14 protein-coding genes are annotated in these 15,980 nt (G+C 61.2%); 10 read left to right on the forward strand and 4 right to left on the reverse strand.

Annotated elements, in window-relative coordinates; all coding sequences use genetic code 11:
* Positions 1-317: 317 nt before the first annotated feature.
* Both FNZ07_RS22850 and FNZ07_RS22855 read right to left on the reverse strand, forming a co-directional pair.
* Positions 318-758, reverse strand: coding sequence for a hypothetical protein (locus FNZ07_RS22850; RefSeq protein WP_091016701.1), 441 nt, complete (start codon positions 756-758; stop codon positions 318-320).
* 193 nt (positions 759-951) lie between these two features.
* Positions 952-1,836 carry a LysR substrate-binding domain-containing protein gene (locus FNZ07_RS22855; protein WP_091016703.1) on the reverse strand — a complete coding sequence of 295 codons (885 nt, stop codon included), beginning with the start codon at positions 1,834-1,836 and terminating at the stop codon, positions 952-954.
* A gap of 132 nt (positions 1,837-1,968) precedes the next feature.
* Here FNZ07_RS22855 and FNZ07_RS22860 point away from each other — a divergent pair, with 132 nt between their 5' ends.
* The 3 genes from FNZ07_RS22860 to thrH are packed head-to-tail and all read left to right on the forward strand — an operon-like array spanning position 1,969 to position 4,036.
* Positions 1,969-2,748 carry a 2OG-Fe dioxygenase family protein gene (locus FNZ07_RS22860; RefSeq protein WP_091016891.1) on the forward strand — a complete coding sequence of 260 codons (780 nt, stop codon included), beginning with the start codon at positions 1,969-1,971 and terminating at the stop codon, positions 2,746-2,748.
* A gap of 59 nt (positions 2,749-2,807) precedes the next feature.
* Positions 2,808-3,428 carry a LysE family translocator gene (locus FNZ07_RS22865; RefSeq protein ID WP_091016705.1) on the forward strand — a complete coding sequence of 207 codons (621 nt, stop codon included), beginning with the start codon at positions 2,808-2,810 and terminating at the stop codon, positions 3,426-3,428.
* On the forward strand, positions 3,425-4,036 hold the full coding sequence (gene thrH / locus FNZ07_RS22870; RefSeq protein WP_091016708.1) for a bifunctional phosphoserine phosphatase/homoserine phosphotransferase ThrH: 612 nt from the start codon (positions 3,425-3,427) through the stop codon (positions 4,034-4,036). The genes FNZ07_RS22865 and thrH overlap by 4 nt, the downstream gene beginning before the upstream one ends.
* Positions 4,037-4,333: 297 nt before the next feature.
* Here the strand turns inward: thrH and FNZ07_RS22875 are convergent, their stop codons facing one another.
* Entirely contained in the window at positions 4,334-4,630 is a 297-nt protein-coding gene (locus FNZ07_RS22875; RefSeq protein ID WP_091016710.1) for a PsiF family protein, read from the reverse strand.
* A 200-nt stretch (positions 4,631-4,830) separates the two neighbouring features.
* Here FNZ07_RS22875 and FNZ07_RS22880 point away from each other — a divergent pair, with 200 nt between their 5' ends.
* Both FNZ07_RS22880 and FNZ07_RS34565 read left to right on the forward strand, forming a co-directional pair.
* Positions 4,831-5,127, forward strand: a complete 297-nt coding sequence (locus tag FNZ07_RS22880) for a YciI-like protein (RefSeq protein ID WP_091016713.1) — start codon at positions 4,831-4,833, stop codon at positions 5,125-5,127.
* A gap of 607 nt (positions 5,128-5,734) precedes the next feature.
* Positions 5,735-6,916, forward strand: a complete 1,182-nt coding sequence (locus tag FNZ07_RS34565) for a transposase (RefSeq protein WP_091016714.1) — start codon at positions 5,735-5,737, stop codon at positions 6,914-6,916.
* Between the two features lie 77 nt (positions 6,917-6,993).
* On the opposite strand, the gene FNZ07_RS22890 is transcribed toward FNZ07_RS34565, so the two are convergent.
* Positions 6,994-8,523 carry a mannose-1-phosphate guanylyltransferase/mannose-6-phosphate isomerase gene (locus FNZ07_RS22890; RefSeq protein WP_091016716.1) on the reverse strand — a complete coding sequence of 510 codons (1,530 nt, stop codon included), beginning with the start codon at positions 8,521-8,523 and terminating at the stop codon, positions 6,994-6,996.
* A gap of 500 nt (positions 8,524-9,023) precedes the next feature.
* Between FNZ07_RS22890 and FNZ07_RS22900 the strand changes: the two genes are divergently transcribed.
* The 5 genes from FNZ07_RS22900 (at position 9,024) to FNZ07_RS22920 (ending at position 15,958) form a co-directional block, all read left to right on the forward strand.
* The gene (locus FNZ07_RS22900; protein ID WP_091016718.1) at positions 9,024-10,421 is read left to right on the forward strand and encodes an undecaprenyl-phosphate glucose phosphotransferase; all 1,398 of its coding nucleotides are present in this window, start codon (positions 9,024-9,026) and stop codon (positions 10,419-10,421) included.
* Positions 10,422-10,549: 128 nt separating this feature from the next.
* On the forward strand, positions 10,550-11,983 hold the full coding sequence (locus tag FNZ07_RS22905) for a UDP-glucose dehydrogenase family protein (RefSeq protein WP_091016719.1): 1,434 nt from the start codon (positions 10,550-10,552) through the stop codon (positions 11,981-11,983).
* Positions 11,984-12,005: 22 nt separating this feature from the next.
* Positions 12,006-12,449 carry an arsenate reductase/protein-tyrosine-phosphatase family protein gene (locus tag FNZ07_RS22910; RefSeq protein WP_091016721.1) on the forward strand — a complete coding sequence of 148 codons (444 nt, stop codon included), beginning with the start codon at positions 12,006-12,008 and terminating at the stop codon, positions 12,447-12,449.
* An 8-nt stretch (positions 12,450-12,457) separates the two neighbouring features.
* Positions 12,458-13,666, forward strand: coding sequence for a polysaccharide biosynthesis/export family protein (locus FNZ07_RS22915; RefSeq protein ID WP_091016893.1), 1,209 nt, complete (start codon positions 12,458-12,460; stop codon positions 13,664-13,666).
* Positions 13,667-13,738: 72 nt separating this feature from the next.
* Positions 13,739-15,958, forward strand: coding sequence for a polysaccharide biosynthesis tyrosine autokinase (locus tag FNZ07_RS22920; RefSeq protein ID WP_091016895.1), 2,220 nt, complete (start codon positions 13,739-13,741; stop codon positions 15,956-15,958).
* The last annotated feature ends 22 nt before the right edge of the window (positions 15,959-15,980 follow it).

Here is a 15,980-nt window from a genome sequence, read left to right on the forward strand (position 1 = left end):
CGCAGCAATGCGCGTGCCTGACCGGCGAAAAGCCTTGTCGGACGGGCGTTTGCGGGAAAATGCGCAAATCGTGCAACGTAACTTTGACCGAATTGAGGATGCGTCGAAGCGATGCGGCAACTGGCAGTTCGCAGCGATTTCGCCTGCTATCGCCCTGATTTCGACGCCCCGTCTACGGCCTGCCCGAACGCCGCCGGTGCCGGTTTTTTTTACCGGAAGCGGGTGATTTGCACGTTCGATGAAAAGACTTTGAAAGTCTGGCGCGCTTCCCCACGCGTAGGTTTTTCGCAACGTGATCCGGCATCGATTACCGCATTTCAATGCGGCGTGCTGCTTTTTACAGCGGGTCGGCGCAGTGCGCGGCGAACGCCGGCAATCACCAGACCGAAGCCGAACAGCACCGCGGCCGGCACCACCCAGTAGCCAACGAACGCATGCCACAGGTAGCCGGCGAGCGTACTGCGGCGAACCGAATACTCGTCGATGGCTTCCTGCTGACGCGGTGCGTTGGCGGCCAGCACGTCGGCCGGGCAGCCCGCGGCACGTGCCTCGTCGGGCTTGCCGTGACAGCGCACGGGTGCTCCCGCGGCGCGTTGTGCATCGGTGAAGTCCCAGGTGGTCAGCGCGTGCTCGAGATCGACGGCGTTGTAGGCCATCTCCTCGTGGATCTCGCGGACCGCAACGATCAGTACCGGCACGGCCCAGAACACGATGACGACCAGCCATCGCCTGAACCAGCGGTTTTGTCTCCATGCCATTCTTGCCTCCGTTCAATGCGCGCTCGCATCAACGACAAGACGGCGGCCCGATGGCGCATGATGTTTTATGTGGGGTGGGCCGTCTCCGCAGCCATCATAGAAGAAATCCGGCGGTGGTGTGCATGTCGCGCTGCAGCGGAACGCCGATCGGGCACGATCGATGCTGGGTGGATGGCACTACGTGCCGCGAAACCTAACCTGCCTTGCTCCCAATCTGGGAAGAGCACGCCTGCATTTCTCCCAGAACCCAGTTCGCCAGACGTGCGAGCTTCGATTCAGGAGTGATTGGGTCGGGCGAGAGCAGGTAGTAAGCCGAGCGATCCCTTTTGAAGCCGTGGGGTGCAACCAGCTGCTGCGCACGCAATTCGTCCTGCACCATGAAGTACGATGCCATGGCCATGCCAAGTCCTGCCATGGCAGCTTGAATGCAGAGATAGAAGTGCTCGTAGTCCACTCGTTTGCCCTTCTTTATCGGCGCTCCACCGGCGCTTTCCCAGTTTTTCCACGCAAGCGGCCGCGACCTGGTATGCAGCAGTACGGGGTTTGCGCGCAAAAAGCCTTGCCGATCGGCTCGACACACCGGCCCGACCCATTCATCGCTAATTTTCAGCGAATGAATCTCGCTGCCCCAATTGAAATCATTGCGACGCAGCGCTACGTCAACTCCCGATTTCTGGAAATCAATAGGACCTCCCGCCGCCGACAGATGCAGCTGGATGTCGGGATGGGCGTCTTCGAATGCCGGTAGTCGCGGAATCAGCCACTTCATCGCGATTGTTGGTTCGCACGACAACACGATCACACTCTGGTTGGTTTGTTGCCTGATCCGATAAACGGTGCCTTCCAGTTGCTCGAAGACGGACTGGGTCGTCGTCAGCAACAGGCGACCGACTGGGGTAAGAAACACCGCACGATTGCGTCGTTCAAACAGCGCCGTGCCCAACGCATCTTCCAGTTGCTTGATCTGACGGCTGACGGCGCCATGCGTGACATGCAGTTGCTCTGCCGCCTGGACAAAACTATCTGCCTGGGCGGCGACATTGAACACCCGAAAAGAGGTCAGTGGGGGAAGTTTCATTTTCCATTTGTGTGAGAAAAAATCACCGATTCAATGTACCACAAATCGATTTTTATAATCGCAGGAGTCCTCGACAATGATTTGCCGGTCGTGCAACCGGCGAACAAAGATTATAGAAAGCGAGGATACCAAATGGAACACGCGTACCAGGACGAATCTCATGCCCAGTCAAGCGACCAGGCTAACCGGGCAGCGAGGGAAGCCGAGAATTTATGTCAGTTTATTGCACGGAAGGATTTCTGCTTCCTGCCGGCAGCCAAAACGGAACGTTTGCTGAAGGCAATAACGGGAACCACTCTGGAGAGCTGGGAGCGATTTCAAGATAGCTGGAATCGACTGGAACCCGATCTCCACATGGCCGACGGCGGCACCTATCGCTATCGGCGGCACGCAACCTTCAGCGCACTCCCGTCCGGGCGTTGCGCCATTCGCGAATCGCACCAGCCGCACTATCAGAGTCTCGACTACAACCATCTGAACGGCGGGGTTGCCCGGGATTTTGCGCCGATCGCGAGTGACATCGCGCAGGGGGATGTCCTTACGGCAATTTTGTCGTTCTGCTGTGAATTGTTTGGCAGGCTTGCTCCCTTCTATGGCTGGCACATCGAGGTTCACCAGTTTCGAATCGATGCATCACAGGCAACGGCTAATCCGACGCCAGAAGGTATCCATCGCGATGGAGTCAACTTCGTGTTCATGATGATGGTGAGCCGAAGCAACATCGTGAACGGTGAGACAAAGATCTACGATCGCGCCCGCCAACCTTTGTCCGCGTACACGTTGATGGCACCGCTTGACGCCGCGATCGTCAACGACGAACGCGTGATGCACGGCGTAACGCCAATTGCGCGGCTGGACGATGCCCAGCCCGCGAATCGTGACGTGCTAGTGGTCACGTTCTGCAAAAAATAGATGTAGCTCAAGAAAACATCCCGGCGGAGGTCATCCGCCGTCCTCTTCCTGGAACTTCAATGAACGAATTACTCGCGGTAGCAATGATCACTATTCTCGCTGTCATCAGCCCTGGGCCAGATTTCGCGATGATTACCCGGAACAGCTACGCATATGGACGTCGCTCCGGACTGATTTCGGCGCTTGGTGTTGCCCTCGGCGTACAACTGCACGTGCTCTATACGGTGCTCGGTATTGCCGTCGTTATCGCACATTCGCCCGTTCTCTTTCTGGTCATGAAATTTCTCGGTGCGGGCTATCTGATCTACATTGGATACAGGTCGCTGACGAACAAGTCGCGTCTGACGCTCGACTTGTCGACAGGGCATCGTCTGGGCATGTGGGTCGCCTTTCGCAACGGGTTTCTGACCAATGCGCTCAACCCGAAGACAATGCTGTTTGTCGTGAGTTCATACACGCAGATCGTCAAACCGGGTAGTCCTCTAGCAATCGATTTTGCTTATGGCGCTTTCATGTCGCTGGCCCATCTGGCCTGGTTCAGTCTCGTAGCGATCTTTTTCTCATCCGAAGTCTTGCGCCAGGCAATGCTGGAGAGGCAGCGTATTGTCGACCGGATCATCGGGACAGCGTTGATTGCGTTGGGACTGTCGCTGGCCTTCACTGCCGTGGGATTCAAATGAGCGAAGTACTCGAGAAAGTGGCGTGTATCGATCTTGAGGGTGTGCTGGTTCCGGAGATGTGGCCGTATATCGCCCAACGCACAGGTATCGATGTGCTCCACGAGACGACGCGGGAGGTTCCGGAGTATCGCTTGTTAATGGCCAGGCGGATTTCTGCACTCAGAAGTCACGGTGTGACGCTGCCGCAGATGCAGGAAATCCTGGCGGAGATCGCTCCGTTTCCCGAGTCGACGGACTTTCTCGCCAGGATTGGCGAGCAATACAGCGTGCGGATTCTTTCCGATTGCTTTTACGAGCTGGCGGATCCGGTACTGGGATTGCTCGGGCGGCCGACGGCGTTATGTCACCACCTTGTCACCGACGATGATGGATTCATCGTGCGCTGTGAATTCGCACCATCCCGTCGGGGCAAGGAAGACGTGGTGACGGCGTTTCTCGACGCTGGCAGCGAAGTCGTAGCGGTAGGGGATGCCTTCAATGATCTGGAAATGCTGAAGCTTGCGACGCGAGGTTTTCTGGTGCGGCCATCCGAATCCACGCGCGCCATGGCATCAAGCCGAATCTGTGTCGTCGAACATGTTGACGAGATCGTGGAGATGCTGCGCTAGACGCCGTCGAGCCGATCCCAGGTAGATGAGAACTGCCGGGTGCATCCCAAGCTCAATCTGAGCCCGGCGAATCGGTGCGGTCTAGGGTGGACGAGCGGCGAGGGGATGATTCTGTGGAAGTTTCGATCACCGCGGTGCGGGTATGCAGGCGATTGAAGGTATTTAGTAAGAAATGACGGCTTGACGGACGATGAAGTGAGCCGCGTACTGCGGGTCCGAAACGCAAAGAAGGCCCGCCGGCCCGGCTGTGTAGCGTGACAGCCGGCCCAGCGGGCCCAGAAACAATACTGTCGTGGCTCAGCCCTTGTTGCTGAGGCAGGTCTTCATGAACGCCTTGCGATCGTCGCCCTTTTTGCCGGTCGCCTGCGTGTTGCACATCTTCATCTTGTCCTGCTGGCTCATCGGACCCGATGCGGCGACAGGCGCGCTCGACAGGCAGCTCTTCATGAACGCCTTGCGATCATCGCCTTTCTTGCCGGTGGCCTGCGTGTTGCAGGTGGCCATCTTCGATTGCTGGGCATTCTGGGCAAAGGCAGGCGCGCTGGTCAGCAGACCGCCAAGGACGAGGGCAGCGATAGCGGATTGGATTTTCATTTGACACTCCCACGATATTGAACGTTATTGGTAGTCGTTGCGACCAGGAGGGCGTCTCCGGCATCCCAAGCCTGGCGCGATGACCATTATGGCAAAGCTGTCTGCCAGAACGGCTAAATAGTTGCATTGGTTGACAGCGGCGAGGCAGGATATTCCCTCAGCGCAATTACCCATCCCCAACCAAGGAAAGGAGACCGACGATGCACTACCTGATGTTCTACGACCTCGCCGCCGACTACCTCGAGCGACGCGGCGACTACCGCGCGGCGCACCTGCAGCTCGCGTGGGCCGCGGCGGAGCGCGGCGAACTGCTGCTGGCCGGGGCGCTGGCCGATCCCGTCGATGGCGCGGTGCTGCTCTTTAGCGGCGAGTCGCCGGCGGTCGCCGAGGCGTTCGCGAAAGCCGATCCGTATGTACGCGAGGGGCTCGTCACGCGCTGGCGCGTGCGTCCGTGGACAACCGTCGTCGGCGAACAGGCCGCGACGCCGGTGCGCTAGCGGTCTATCAACGCCAGCGGTCGTGCGAAGCGCATGGGCGAAGGGCGGCGGCGCAATCGCACAGGAATCCAAACGATGCAACGTGCATCGATCCAGCGATGCCGCTGCATCCGCCGCCGGCAATAACCAGGATCAGCCAGGATCAACCAGGCTCACCGCGCCAGCCGTTCGCAACAGCTCGGCGCCCGTTAATAAGTGCCGTTGCACCGGCCCAACGGCCGCGTAGCGCGCCAATTCGCCCATCCAGCGGCCAATGCGCTGCCACACCGTGTTTAGAGCCGCCGGGACTGCCAGCCCATCTGCCTGGGCAGCAAAGGAAACGACGCAGCGAAAAGGACAAGTTTGTTTCTTTCAGTAACACTTGTCTCTGTCATATTCACGCAAACCCTGGGGATGGTATGCTTCGTGCACAAATTCTCCCATGCACGAGTGAGACCATGTTTTGTGCTTCGTCAATGGGAAAGTCCGCACTAAGGCTGTGCTGATTTTCGCAAACGGGCTAAAACGTAAAGCATATTGTGCAACCTGGGGCATAGCGCGAATGACGCTAGATCAATAATCGCGAGTGCCCCTCGCCGCGGCCAGGCCAGGCTGCGTGGAGAAACGCATGTTTTTCGATGAGCTAAGCAATGACGAATGGGCGCAGCTTGCTGTGCTTGTTTCTGATGAGCCGGCTATCCGTCTTAACAGACGTGGCCGACCCCGAGCCGAACCGCGCATCGTTGCGAATGCGGTCCTCTGGATCCTGACAACCGGTGAGCCCTGGTCGAAACTGCCAGGCCGCTATCCGTCGGGTCCGACGTGCCGGCGCCGTTTCGAAGAATGGCAGATCAACGGTACGTTGACCGAGATGATCCGTCTGCTATCGCAGGTCGGGCGCAGCTTCGCCTATGTGCCCGAACCCGGCGTACCTGTCGCCACGCCCAAACCAGTTGTCGACACGCAGCCGCACACGCCCGCGCTGCGTGACGATGGTCTGCGTGGCGTGTTCTGGAGAAGTCCCGAGTCGTGGCAAACCTCGCCTCGTGCGGCACACCCCGCGCACGAGTGGCGTTCGCTCGACCCGATCGCCGACATCACGCGACAGCTCTCCGGCACGGCAACAGACGAATCCACCGATGAAGAACTGCTGCAAGACCGCGCGCATGTCGGCGCGGAGCGGCCGCTCGATTGCGAGCATCGTCCGGTGTGGATGAACATGACCTCGCGCGGCAAGCAGGTGGTCGACCGGCGCGGCTATACGATCTACGTTGCGCTCGAGCAGGTGCCCAATGCGATGTTCCGGGCATGGGCGGAGATCATGAAGGACGGCAAGCGCGTCGAGCGTTCTGGTCTGATCGGTCCGCGTTTCGCGCAGGCCGATGCGGCACAGGAGTTCGCGCTCGGCTGGGCCGACGACTGGATCGATCGTCATTGCCGCACGCTCGCGGCCGTTGCGGGCATCGACGAAGCGATCAGCGCAGCAGGGCATGAAGCGCGGCAGGAGGCAGGGCATAACGCAGCAGCCGCGCCGGCGGCAGTGCAGATCGAAACAAGGATCGAAGCCAGGCACGAAAGCGTCAACGCAGTACCGGTGCAAAGCGCGCCGCGCACGCTGCCCGCTGTTCGTAGCGTGCCGGAACCCGTGAACAGTTATTCGGCCAACGCCCATGTCGCTGCGTACACCCACGCATGCAGGGTCGCGCTACGTCGTTACCCGACCGGCACACCGGCCGCCGAGCAGGCAGACAACAACAACGCGGGCGATCGATTCCCGAAAGCCCCAGAACTCGTCTCCCACGCGGGATGAGCACAGCAGCAACCCGCGGACGGCAGGAGCAGCCGCCGCAGGATTCGCACTACCGCACCACCCGTTGAGTATGTGACTTACTGCCGTCCGTACGTATCGTCGAAGCGCACGATGTCGTCTTCGCCGAGATATGAACCGGATTGCACCTCGATGATTTCCAGCGGCATCTTGCCGGGATTCTCGAGTCGGTGAGTGACACCGAGCGGGATATAAGCCGATTCGTTTTCGGAGACAATGAAGCGCTCTTCACCGCGTGTGACGAGCGCAGTACCGCGCACGACGATCCAGTGTTCCGCGCGGTGGTGATGCATCTGCAGCGACAGACGCGCACCCGGTTTCACGACGATGCGTTTCACCTGGAAGCGCTCGCCGGTGTCGACGGAATCGTAGTGGCCCCACGGGCGATGAACCTTGCGATGGTTCGCCGCTTCGGGGCCCGCTTCACTGCGAATCCGGCCAACGATCTTTTTAACGTCCTGCACGCTCGCCTTGTCCGCGACGAGAATCGCGTCGGCGGTTTCGACCACGACGAGATTGTGCGTGCCGACGCAGGCGATCAACCGGCCTTCCGAATGCGCGAAGGTCGATTCGGCGCCTTCGAACATCACACGTCCACGGCCGACGTTGTCTGCTTCGTCCTTCGGCAGGATCTGCCAGATCGCATCCCACGAGCCGACATCCGACCAGCCCGCCTGCAGCGGCACGACCACGCCGGTGCAGACCGACTGATCGTTGCCGAGCTGCTCCATCACCGCGTAGTCGATCGAATTCGACGGCGAGGCGACAAACGCATCGCGTTGCAACCGGAAGAAGTCGCCGTCCGTTTTGCCGCCGGCATAGGCCGCGACGCATGAATCGTGAATCGCGGGCTGGAAGTGGGCGATCGCGGCGAGCCATGTCGACGCGCGCATGATGAAGATGCCGCTGTTCCACCAGTACTCGTTCGAGGCGACATAGCGCTGCGCGAGTTCGAGATGCGGCTTCTCGACGAAGCGGTCGAGCCGGTGCGCCGCGACGCCGGGCGCATTGACTGGCCCGGTCAGCGCTTCGCCGATGCGGATATAGCCGTAGCCGGTTTCCGCGTGCGTCGGCACGATGCCCATCGTCGCGACATGACCGTTCGAGGCATGCTGCACGCCGGCGGCCACGGCCGCATGAAACCCGGCGATGTCGGTGACGGCATGGTCGGCGGGCATCACGACCATGATGCCGTCGCTGTCTTCCGCGACGATCGACAGGGCGGCCACCGTTAACGCAGGCGCCGTGTCGCGGCCGACCGGCTCGAGAATCAGCCGGCTCGTCTTGCCGCTCGTGCGCAGCTGTTCGGCGGTCGTGAAGCGGTGTTCTTCATTGCTGACCACTACCAACTGGTCCGCCAGCGGGTGACCTGCTTCGAGTCCGTCGAGCCGGCGTGTCGTGGATTGCAGCAGCGAATCGTCGCCGAGCAGGCCGATCAGCTGCTTCGGATACTGTTCGCGCGACATGGGCCATAGGCGTGTGCCGGAGCCGCCGGCCAGAATCACCGGATGGACCTTCAGCTTGACGTTCTGGGACGTGACAGTCGAAAACCGGGTGTCGGCGGCGGGCGCCGTAACCGGAGCGGTCATGATGTACTCCTCGGGGCTGGGTCAATGCGACGAGTTGTATCACGACGTAAATAGTCAATAAAAGAATGAGAAATTTCCATATCGGAAATGGAATAAGGAAATGATCAATTCCGGTAAACGTGCGACGGTTTTATTTCAATAAAAAATAGAATCGAAAAAATAATCGATGAAATCCAGTGGGGAAATTTTCTGGAATTTTTGCGGCCACGCAACATGTTCCGGAAGCGTTTCCGCAGATGGTGGAAATTCGTACAGGAAGTGACGTACAGAACCCCGTTTCCGCCCTGCAACATCAGTAAAAAGGTAAAAATTGCCGAACAAAATTCGACAAAAATAGCGCAAGGATTACCGATACATTTTGAGATATTTTGCGGCCTTGCAGCGCGAATTTTAATGCCGCTTTATCTAACCCTGTACAGGGGTATTCACTCATTCGGACAACGATTCCCGTGCAACGCAACCAGGTGACGGAACTTGAATGACGAACTGAGGTACGGCTCATGCTGAGCGTGTTATCGAGAATCATCGACATTGCGATGGTCGGACTCGGCGCGTGGCTCGCGGCGGCGTTCCACAGCGGGCAGTTTGGCTGGTTGAACGATATGCAGAGCGTCACGCTGACGTTCAACTGCCTGCTGGTGGTCGTGTTCTTTCCGGCGCTCGGCATCTACCAGTCGTGGCGCGGCAAGCCGCTGTACGACCTGCTGTGGCGTGTGACGGGTGGCTGGCTGATGGTGGAGGGCACCGGCATTCTGATGAGCTTCAGCCTGCACCGTGCCGAGTTGCTGTCGCGGCTGTGGCTCGCGTACTGGGCACTGGCAACGGTGCTGCTGCTGGTGATCACGAAGGTGCTCGTCTACACGGTGCTGAAGAGCCTGCGCCGCGAGGGCTTCAACCTGAAGGCGGTGGCCATCGTCGGCGGTGCGCCGTATGGGAAGTTTTTGATCGAGCAGATTCGCAGCCGGCCGGAAGCGGGTTTCAGCCCGGTGGTCGTGTTCGACGAAGAAGGCTCGCGCAATCATCACGAGGACCCGGATGCGGCGGAAGCGATCGAAGGCGTGCCGGTGGAGCGCGATTACGCGGCGATGATCCGGCTGGTGAGAACCCACGAGATTCGCGAACTGTGGCTTGCGTTACCGATTTCGAAGGAGCGTGCGATTCATCGTTTCGTCATGGAGTTCCGGCATGACTTCGTCAACATCCGCTTCATTCCGGATGTGCGCAGTCTGACGCTGTTCAGTCAACCGATGGTCGATCTGCTCGGCGTGCCCGCGATCAACCTGGCCGCGTCGCCGATCACCGATCTGCGCGTGTTGCCCAAGCGCGTGTTCGACCGGCTGTTCGCACTCGGCGCGCTCACCGCGCTCGCGCCGGTGATGCTCGTGATCGCGGCGCTCGTGAAGACGACTTCGCCCGGGCCGGTGTTTTTCCGGCAGAAGCGCAAGGGCATCGATGGAAACGAGTTCGAGATCTACAAGTTTCGTTCGATGAAAGTGCACGCGGAGGTCGCGGGCAAGGTGACCCAGGCGACGCGCCACGATTCGCGCATTACGCCGGTCGGCGCGTTTTTGCGGCGCACGAGTCTCGACGAGCTGCCGCAGTTCATCAATGTGTTGAAGGGCGAGATGTCGGTGGTCGGACCGCGGCCGCATGCACTCGAACACGACGACATCTACAAGGATCTGGTGAAGGGCTATATGCACCGCTACCGGATCAAGCCCGGCATCACAGGCTGGGCCCAGATCAACGGCTACCGGGGCGAGACCGACCGCATCGAAAAGATGATGGGGCGCGTGAAGCTCGACCTGTACTACATGCAGCACTGGACCTTCTGGCTCGACATCAAGATCGTCGTGCTGACGCTATGGAAGGGTTTCGCCGGCCGCAACGCGTATTGACCGATTCATATGCCGCCGGTGCACCCACGCGGGCTGCAACAGGCACAGATCCATTTCCGCATGCGATGCCCGCGCATCGCAGCCCACTTTCTCCGTTTTGGACGCATTCAATCTCCGAGGTGTAATTCATGAACCTGACGATCATTGGTAGCGGTTACGTAGGCCTTGTGACGGGCGCCTGTCTTGCCGACATCGGCAACGACGTGTTCTGTCTCGACGTCGATCCGCGCAAGATCGACGTCCTCAACAACGGCGGCGTACCGATCCATGAACCCGGGCTGCTGGAGGTCATCGCGCGCAACCGCAAGGCGGGGCGTCTGAAGTTCTCGACCGATGTCGAAGCCGCCGTCGCGCACGGCGATATCCAGTTCATCGCGGTCGGCACGCCGTCCGACGAGGACGGCTCCGCCGACCTGCAATACGTGCTCGCCGCGGCGCGCAACATCGGTCGCTACATGAACGGCTTCAAGGTGATCGTCGACAAGTCGACGGTGCCGGTCGGCACTGCGCTGCGTGTGCGCGAAGCGATCGCGGCAGAACTGGCCACGCGCGGCGAGCATCACATGTATTCGGTCGTGTCGAACCCGGAATTCCTGAAAGAGGGCGCGGCTGTCGAAGATTTCACGCGGCCCGATCGCATCGTTCTCGGCTGCGACGACGATGTGCCCGGCGAAAAAGCGCGCGAACTGATGAAGCGCGTGTACGCGCCGTTCAACCGCAATCGCGAACGCACGCTGTACATGGATGTGCGTTCCGCCGAATTCACGAAGTACGCAGCCAACGCGATGCTCGCCACACGCATCTCGTTCATGAACGAACTCGCGAATCTCGCCGACCGCGTCGGTGCCGACATCGAGGCCGTGCGCCGCGGCATCGGCTCCGATCCGCGCATCGGCTACGACTTCCTGTACGCGGGCTGCGGTTACGGCGGCTCGTGCTTCCCGAAGGATGTGCAGGCGCTGATCCGCACCGCCGACGAATACGACGAAGGCCTGCGCATCCTGCAAGCCGTCGAAGCCGTGAACGAAGCGCAGAAGAAGATTCTCGCGCACAAGATCGTCGCGCGGCTCGGCGACGATCTGAGCGGCCGCACGTTCGGCGTCTGGGGCCTTGCGTTCAAGCCGAATACCGACGACATGCGCGAAGCGCCGAGCCGTCCGCTGATCGCGGAGCTGCTTTCGCGCGGCGCAACCGTGAAGGCCTACGACCCGGTGGCGCGCGACGAATCGCGCCGCGTGTTCGCGCTCGACCTGCAGCATGCGCCCGAGCAGCTCGCGCGACTGACGTTCGCGAACGAAGAGATGGAAGTGGCCGACGGCGCCGACGCGCTGGTCATTCTCACCGAGTGGAAGGTGTTCAAGAGCCCGGACTTCGACAGCCTGAAACAGCTGTTGAAGAACCCGCTGATCTTCGACGGCCGCAACCTGTACGAACCGGATGCGCTGCGCGAACTCGGCATCGAGTATCACGCGATCGGTCGCCAGCATTCGCCGACCACCGGCCGCGACGAGGTACCGCAGGCCGTGTCGCACGAGCCCGCGCGTACCACTGCCGCGCTTTGATGGGTGTCAAGAGGAGCTGCCTATGTTCGCCAATGTCCTGATCGTCTGTCACGCCAACGTGTGCCGTTCGCCCGCGGCTGAAGCGCTCTTCAAGGCGCGCCAGCGCAGCGACGTGGCGCAGCCGATCGCTTTCCAGTCAGCCGGTCTGCGCGCGAAGGACGGCGCCGACATCGACCCGGTGATGAGCTGGCTGCTGGCCCAGCAGGGTATCCGCGCCGGGCAGCATCGGTCGCGGCGGCTCACGCGCCGCATCGTGCGCGACGCCGATCTGGTGCTCGTCACCGAACGTCGTCAGGTGGAGGACGTCGAGTCGCTGGACCCGGCCGCCCGCGGCAAGGTCTATCCGCTCGGCAAGTGGGAAGACGCCGACGTCGTCGATCCGCACGGCCGCGCCGAGTCGGACTACCGGAAGAGCCTGATGTTTATCGATCGACTGGTCATGGGATGGCTGAACAAAATATGCTGAATATGTTGATGCGCAAGCCTACGCCGCTCACCTCGCTTAAGTCGCTCACTGCGCTTGCGGCGCCCATTTTGCTGACGACCTTTCTGTCAGCCTGCTCGACTGTGCCGGGATACTTTCTCGACACGTCGCGGCTCAAGGAGGAACCGCGTACGACGCCGCAGGAAACCTATCCGGTCAAGGTGATCGACTCCGATCTCGTGCTTGCCGAGGCGAAGGCGCAGGCGGCTGCAGCTGCGTCGCAGGCGCTACCGCCGTCGCGCTTTGCGGACCCCGCGCAGTACATCTACCGGCTCTCGCCGCAGGACATTCTCGGCGTGACCGTGTGGGATCACCCCGAACTGACCACACCTAACGGCACCACGCTGTCGGCGGGCGGCAATACCACCCAGTCGGTTGGCCAGGTGCTGCAGCAACCGTACACGACGGCGCTGCCTGGTCAGGCGGATCCGTTCGGCCAGACCATCTCCGCCGACGGCACGATCTACTTTCCGTTCATCGGCCGCATCCGCGCGGCCGGCAAGACCGCCGGCGAGCTGCGCGACCAGATCGCCGCGGGGCTCACGCCCTACATCAAGAATCCGCAGGTCGACGTGCGCGTGCTGTCGTACCGCGGCCAGAAAGTCCAGGTGACCGGTGAAGTGAAGACGCCGGGGCCGCTCGCGATCAGCGACGTGCCGCTCACGCTTGTCGATGCCATCACGCGCTCGGGCGGCACGAACTCCGATGCCGATCTGCAGCGCGTGCGCCTCACGCGCAACAAGCAGCTGTACGTGCTCGACGCCAACGGCCTGCTCGATCGTGGCGACACCACGCAGAACGTAATGCTGCAGGCAGGCGACATCATCAACGTACCGGACAACACCAACAGCCGCGTGTTCGTGCTCGGCGAAGTGAAGTCGCCGCAGCCGATGTACATGCTGAAGGGCCGTCTGTCGATTGCCGATGCGTTGTCGCAGGCGGGCGGCATTCTCGACACCGACGCCAACCCGCGGCAGATCTACGTGCTGCGCGGCATGAAGGACAACCCGACGAAGCCTGAAGCGTACCGGCTCGACCTGACGCAGCCGGACGCGATCATGTTGTCGGCGCAATTCCAGTTGCAGCCGCAGGACGTGATCTACGTCGGCACGGCCGCATCGGCGACGTTCAACCGCGTGCTGAACCAGGTGTTGCCAACCATCCAGACCATGTTCTACGTGAAGCAGTTGACCCACTAGAGGCCTGAACCGCCGTGCGGCATGCGTTCCCTCCGGAGCACATATCCGCGGCGACCCACCCGGGACCGAATGATGAGTAATCAAGTAAATCCGCATCTGGCCTTGATGGCGAAGACCGAGGAAGAGGATGTTCTCCTCGGTCAGCTGCTGCAGGTCATCGTCGACGACATCTGGTGGCTGATCGGCATCGCGGCGATCGTCGTCGCGATGGCCGGCCTCTACTGCTACATCGCGAAGCCCGTGTATTCGGCCGATGCGCACGTGCGCGTGGAGCAGTCCGACAACACGTCGCAGGCGCTCACGCAGACGCAGACTGGCGCGGCCATCACGAGCGGCTCGACGGCACTGCCCACCGATGCCGAGATCGAGATCATCAAGAGCCGCGGCGTGCTTGCGCCGGTCGTGCAGCAATGCAAGCTCAACTTCATGGTCGGGCCGAAAACGCTGCCGATACTCGGCAGTCTTGCGGCGCGGCTCGCGACGCCGGGAAAGCCGGGGCGTCCGTGGCTCGGCATGAGTTCGTACGCATGGGGCGGTGAAGTGGCCGACGTGGATTCCGTCGAAGTCACCCCGGCGCTCGAAGGCCAGAAGATGACGCTGACCGCGCTCGGCGACGGCCGCTATCAGTTGCAGGCACCTAACGGCACCGTGCTGCTGAATGGCGAAACGGGTCAACTCGCGCAGGGCGGTGGGGTGTCGATCCTCGTGAATCAGCTGATTGCACGGCCCGGCACGCAGTTCAACGTCATGCGCGCCAACGATCTCGACGCCATCACGGCGTTCCAGTCCGCGATCCAGGTGACCGAGCAGGGCAAGGGCACTGGCGTGATCCAGATCTCGCTCGAGAACGGCGACCCGGCGCGTGGCGCACAGATTGCCAACGCACTCGCGCAGTCGTATCTGCGCGAACACATCGCGACCAAGCAGGCCGACGCGAGCAAGATGCTCGACTTCCTGAAGAGCGAAGAGCCGCGTCTGAAGAGCGATCTCGAGCGTGCGGAAGCGGCGCTCACCGCGTATCAGAGCAAGTCCGGCTCGATCAACGCAAGCGACGAAGCCAAGGTCTATCTGGAAGGCAGCGTCCAGTACGAGAACCAGATTTCGTCGACGCGTCTTGAGATCGCATCGCTCGAGCAGCGCTACGGCGAAGACCATCCGATGTTGAAGGCCGCGCGCCAGCAACTGGCCGAACTCAAATCGCAGCGTACGAAATATAGCGATCGCTTCCGCGATCTGCCGGCCACCGAAGTGAAAGCGGTGCAGCTGCAGCGCGATGCGAAGGTCGCCGAAGACATCTACGTGCTGCTGCTCAACCGTGTGCAGGAACTGGCGGTGCAGAAGGCCGGTACCGGCGGCAACGTGCATCTGGTCGATGCCGCGTTGCGTCCCGGTTCGCCGGTGAAGCCGAAGAAGGTGCTGATCCTGTCGGCGGCGACGATCCTCGGGCTGATCGTGGGGACCGGTTTCGTGTTCCTGCGCCGGAACATGTTCAAGGGCATCGACGATCCGGAACATGTGGAACGTACGTTCCATCTGCCGGTGTATGGCCTCATCCCGTTGAGCACGGAACAGGCGGCGCTCGAACAGGCGGTGGTGCGTGGCGGCGACCGGCAGCGCGCGGTGCTGGCAGTCGCGCGCCCGAAGGATGTCTGCATTGAGAGCCTGCGCAGTCTGCGCACGTCGATCCAGTTCACGCTGCTCGATGCGCGCAACCGCGTGATCGTGCTGACCGGGCCCATGCCCGGCGTCGGCAAGAGCTTTCTGACGATCAACCTCGGCGTGCTGCTCGCGCACTCGGGCAAGCGCGTGCTGATGATCGACGGCGACATGCGGCGCGGCTCGCTCGAACGTCATATCGGCGGGCCGCAGGAAAACGGCCTGTCGGAACTGCTGTCCGGGCAGATATCGCTGGAAGAAGCGATTCGCCCGACCAACGTCGAACACCTGAACTTCATCTCGTGCGGCCAGCGTCCGCCGAACCCGTCCGAACTGCTGATGTCGCCGCGTCTGCCGCAATACCTCGACGGTCTCGCGAAGCGTTACGACGTGATCCTGATCGACACGCCGCCGGTGCTGGCCGTGACCGACGCGTCGATCATCGGCGGCTATGCCGGTTCGACGTTCTTCGTGATGCGCTCGGGCATGCACAACGAAGGCGAGATCGGCGATGCGTTGAAGCGCCTGAAGGTGGCCGGCGTGCACGTGCAGGGCGGCATCTTCAACGCGATGCCGGCGCGTGCGCGCGGCTATGACCGCAGTTATGCAGCTGTGCAGGAATATCTGAGTACGTGAAATTCATCCGATAAGACTGGAG

The sequence above is a fragment of the Paraburkholderia megapolitana genome (genome assembly GCF_007556815.1).
Lineage (GTDB): Bacteria > Pseudomonadota > Gammaproteobacteria > Burkholderiales > Burkholderiaceae > Paraburkholderia > Paraburkholderia megapolitana.

What these genes read in the sequence shown, in the direction of transcription:
- FNZ07_RS22850 (WP_091016701.1), bottom strand. Translation starts at nt 758, where the DNA reads ATGGCATGGAGACAAAACCGCTGGTTCAGGCGATGGCTGGTCGTCATC.
- FNZ07_RS22855 (WP_091016703.1), bottom strand. Translation starts at nt 1,836, where the DNA reads ATGAAACTTCCCCCACTGACCTCTTTTCGGGTGTTCAATGTCGCCGCC.
- FNZ07_RS22860 (WP_091016891.1), top strand. Translation starts at nt 1,969, where the DNA reads ATGGAACACGCGTACCAGGACGAATCTCATGCCCAGTCAAGCGACCAG.
- FNZ07_RS22865 (WP_091016705.1), top strand. Translation starts at nt 2,808, where the DNA reads ATGAACGAATTACTCGCGGTAGCAATGATCACTATTCTCGCTGTCATC.
- thrH (WP_091016708.1), top strand. Translation starts at nt 3,425, where the DNA reads ATGAGCGAAGTACTCGAGAAAGTGGCGTGTATCGATCTTGAGGGTGTG.
- FNZ07_RS22875 (WP_091016710.1), bottom strand. Translation starts at nt 4,630, where the DNA reads ATGAAAATCCAATCCGCTATCGCTGCCCTCGTCCTTGGCGGTCTGCTG.
- FNZ07_RS22880 (WP_091016713.1), top strand. Translation starts at nt 4,831, where the DNA reads ATGCACTACCTGATGTTCTACGACCTCGCCGCCGACTACCTCGAGCGA.
- FNZ07_RS34565 (WP_091016714.1), top strand. Translation starts at nt 5,735, where the DNA reads ATGTTTTTCGATGAGCTAAGCAATGACGAATGGGCGCAGCTTGCTGTG.
- FNZ07_RS22890 (WP_091016716.1), bottom strand. Translation starts at nt 8,523, where the DNA reads ATGACCGCTCCGGTTACGGCGCCCGCCGCCGACACCCGGTTTTCGACT.
- FNZ07_RS22900 (WP_091016718.1), top strand. Translation starts at nt 9,024, where the DNA reads ATGCTGAGCGTGTTATCGAGAATCATCGACATTGCGATGGTCGGACTC.
- FNZ07_RS22905 (WP_091016719.1), top strand. Translation starts at nt 10,550, where the DNA reads ATGAACCTGACGATCATTGGTAGCGGTTACGTAGGCCTTGTGACGGGC.
- FNZ07_RS22910 (WP_091016721.1), top strand. Translation starts at nt 12,006, where the DNA reads ATGTTCGCCAATGTCCTGATCGTCTGTCACGCCAACGTGTGCCGTTCG.
- FNZ07_RS22915 (WP_091016893.1), top strand. Translation starts at nt 12,458, where the DNA reads ATGCGCAAGCCTACGCCGCTCACCTCGCTTAAGTCGCTCACTGCGCTT.
- FNZ07_RS22920 (WP_091016895.1), top strand. Translation starts at nt 13,739, where the DNA reads ATGAGTAATCAAGTAAATCCGCATCTGGCCTTGATGGCGAAGACCGAG.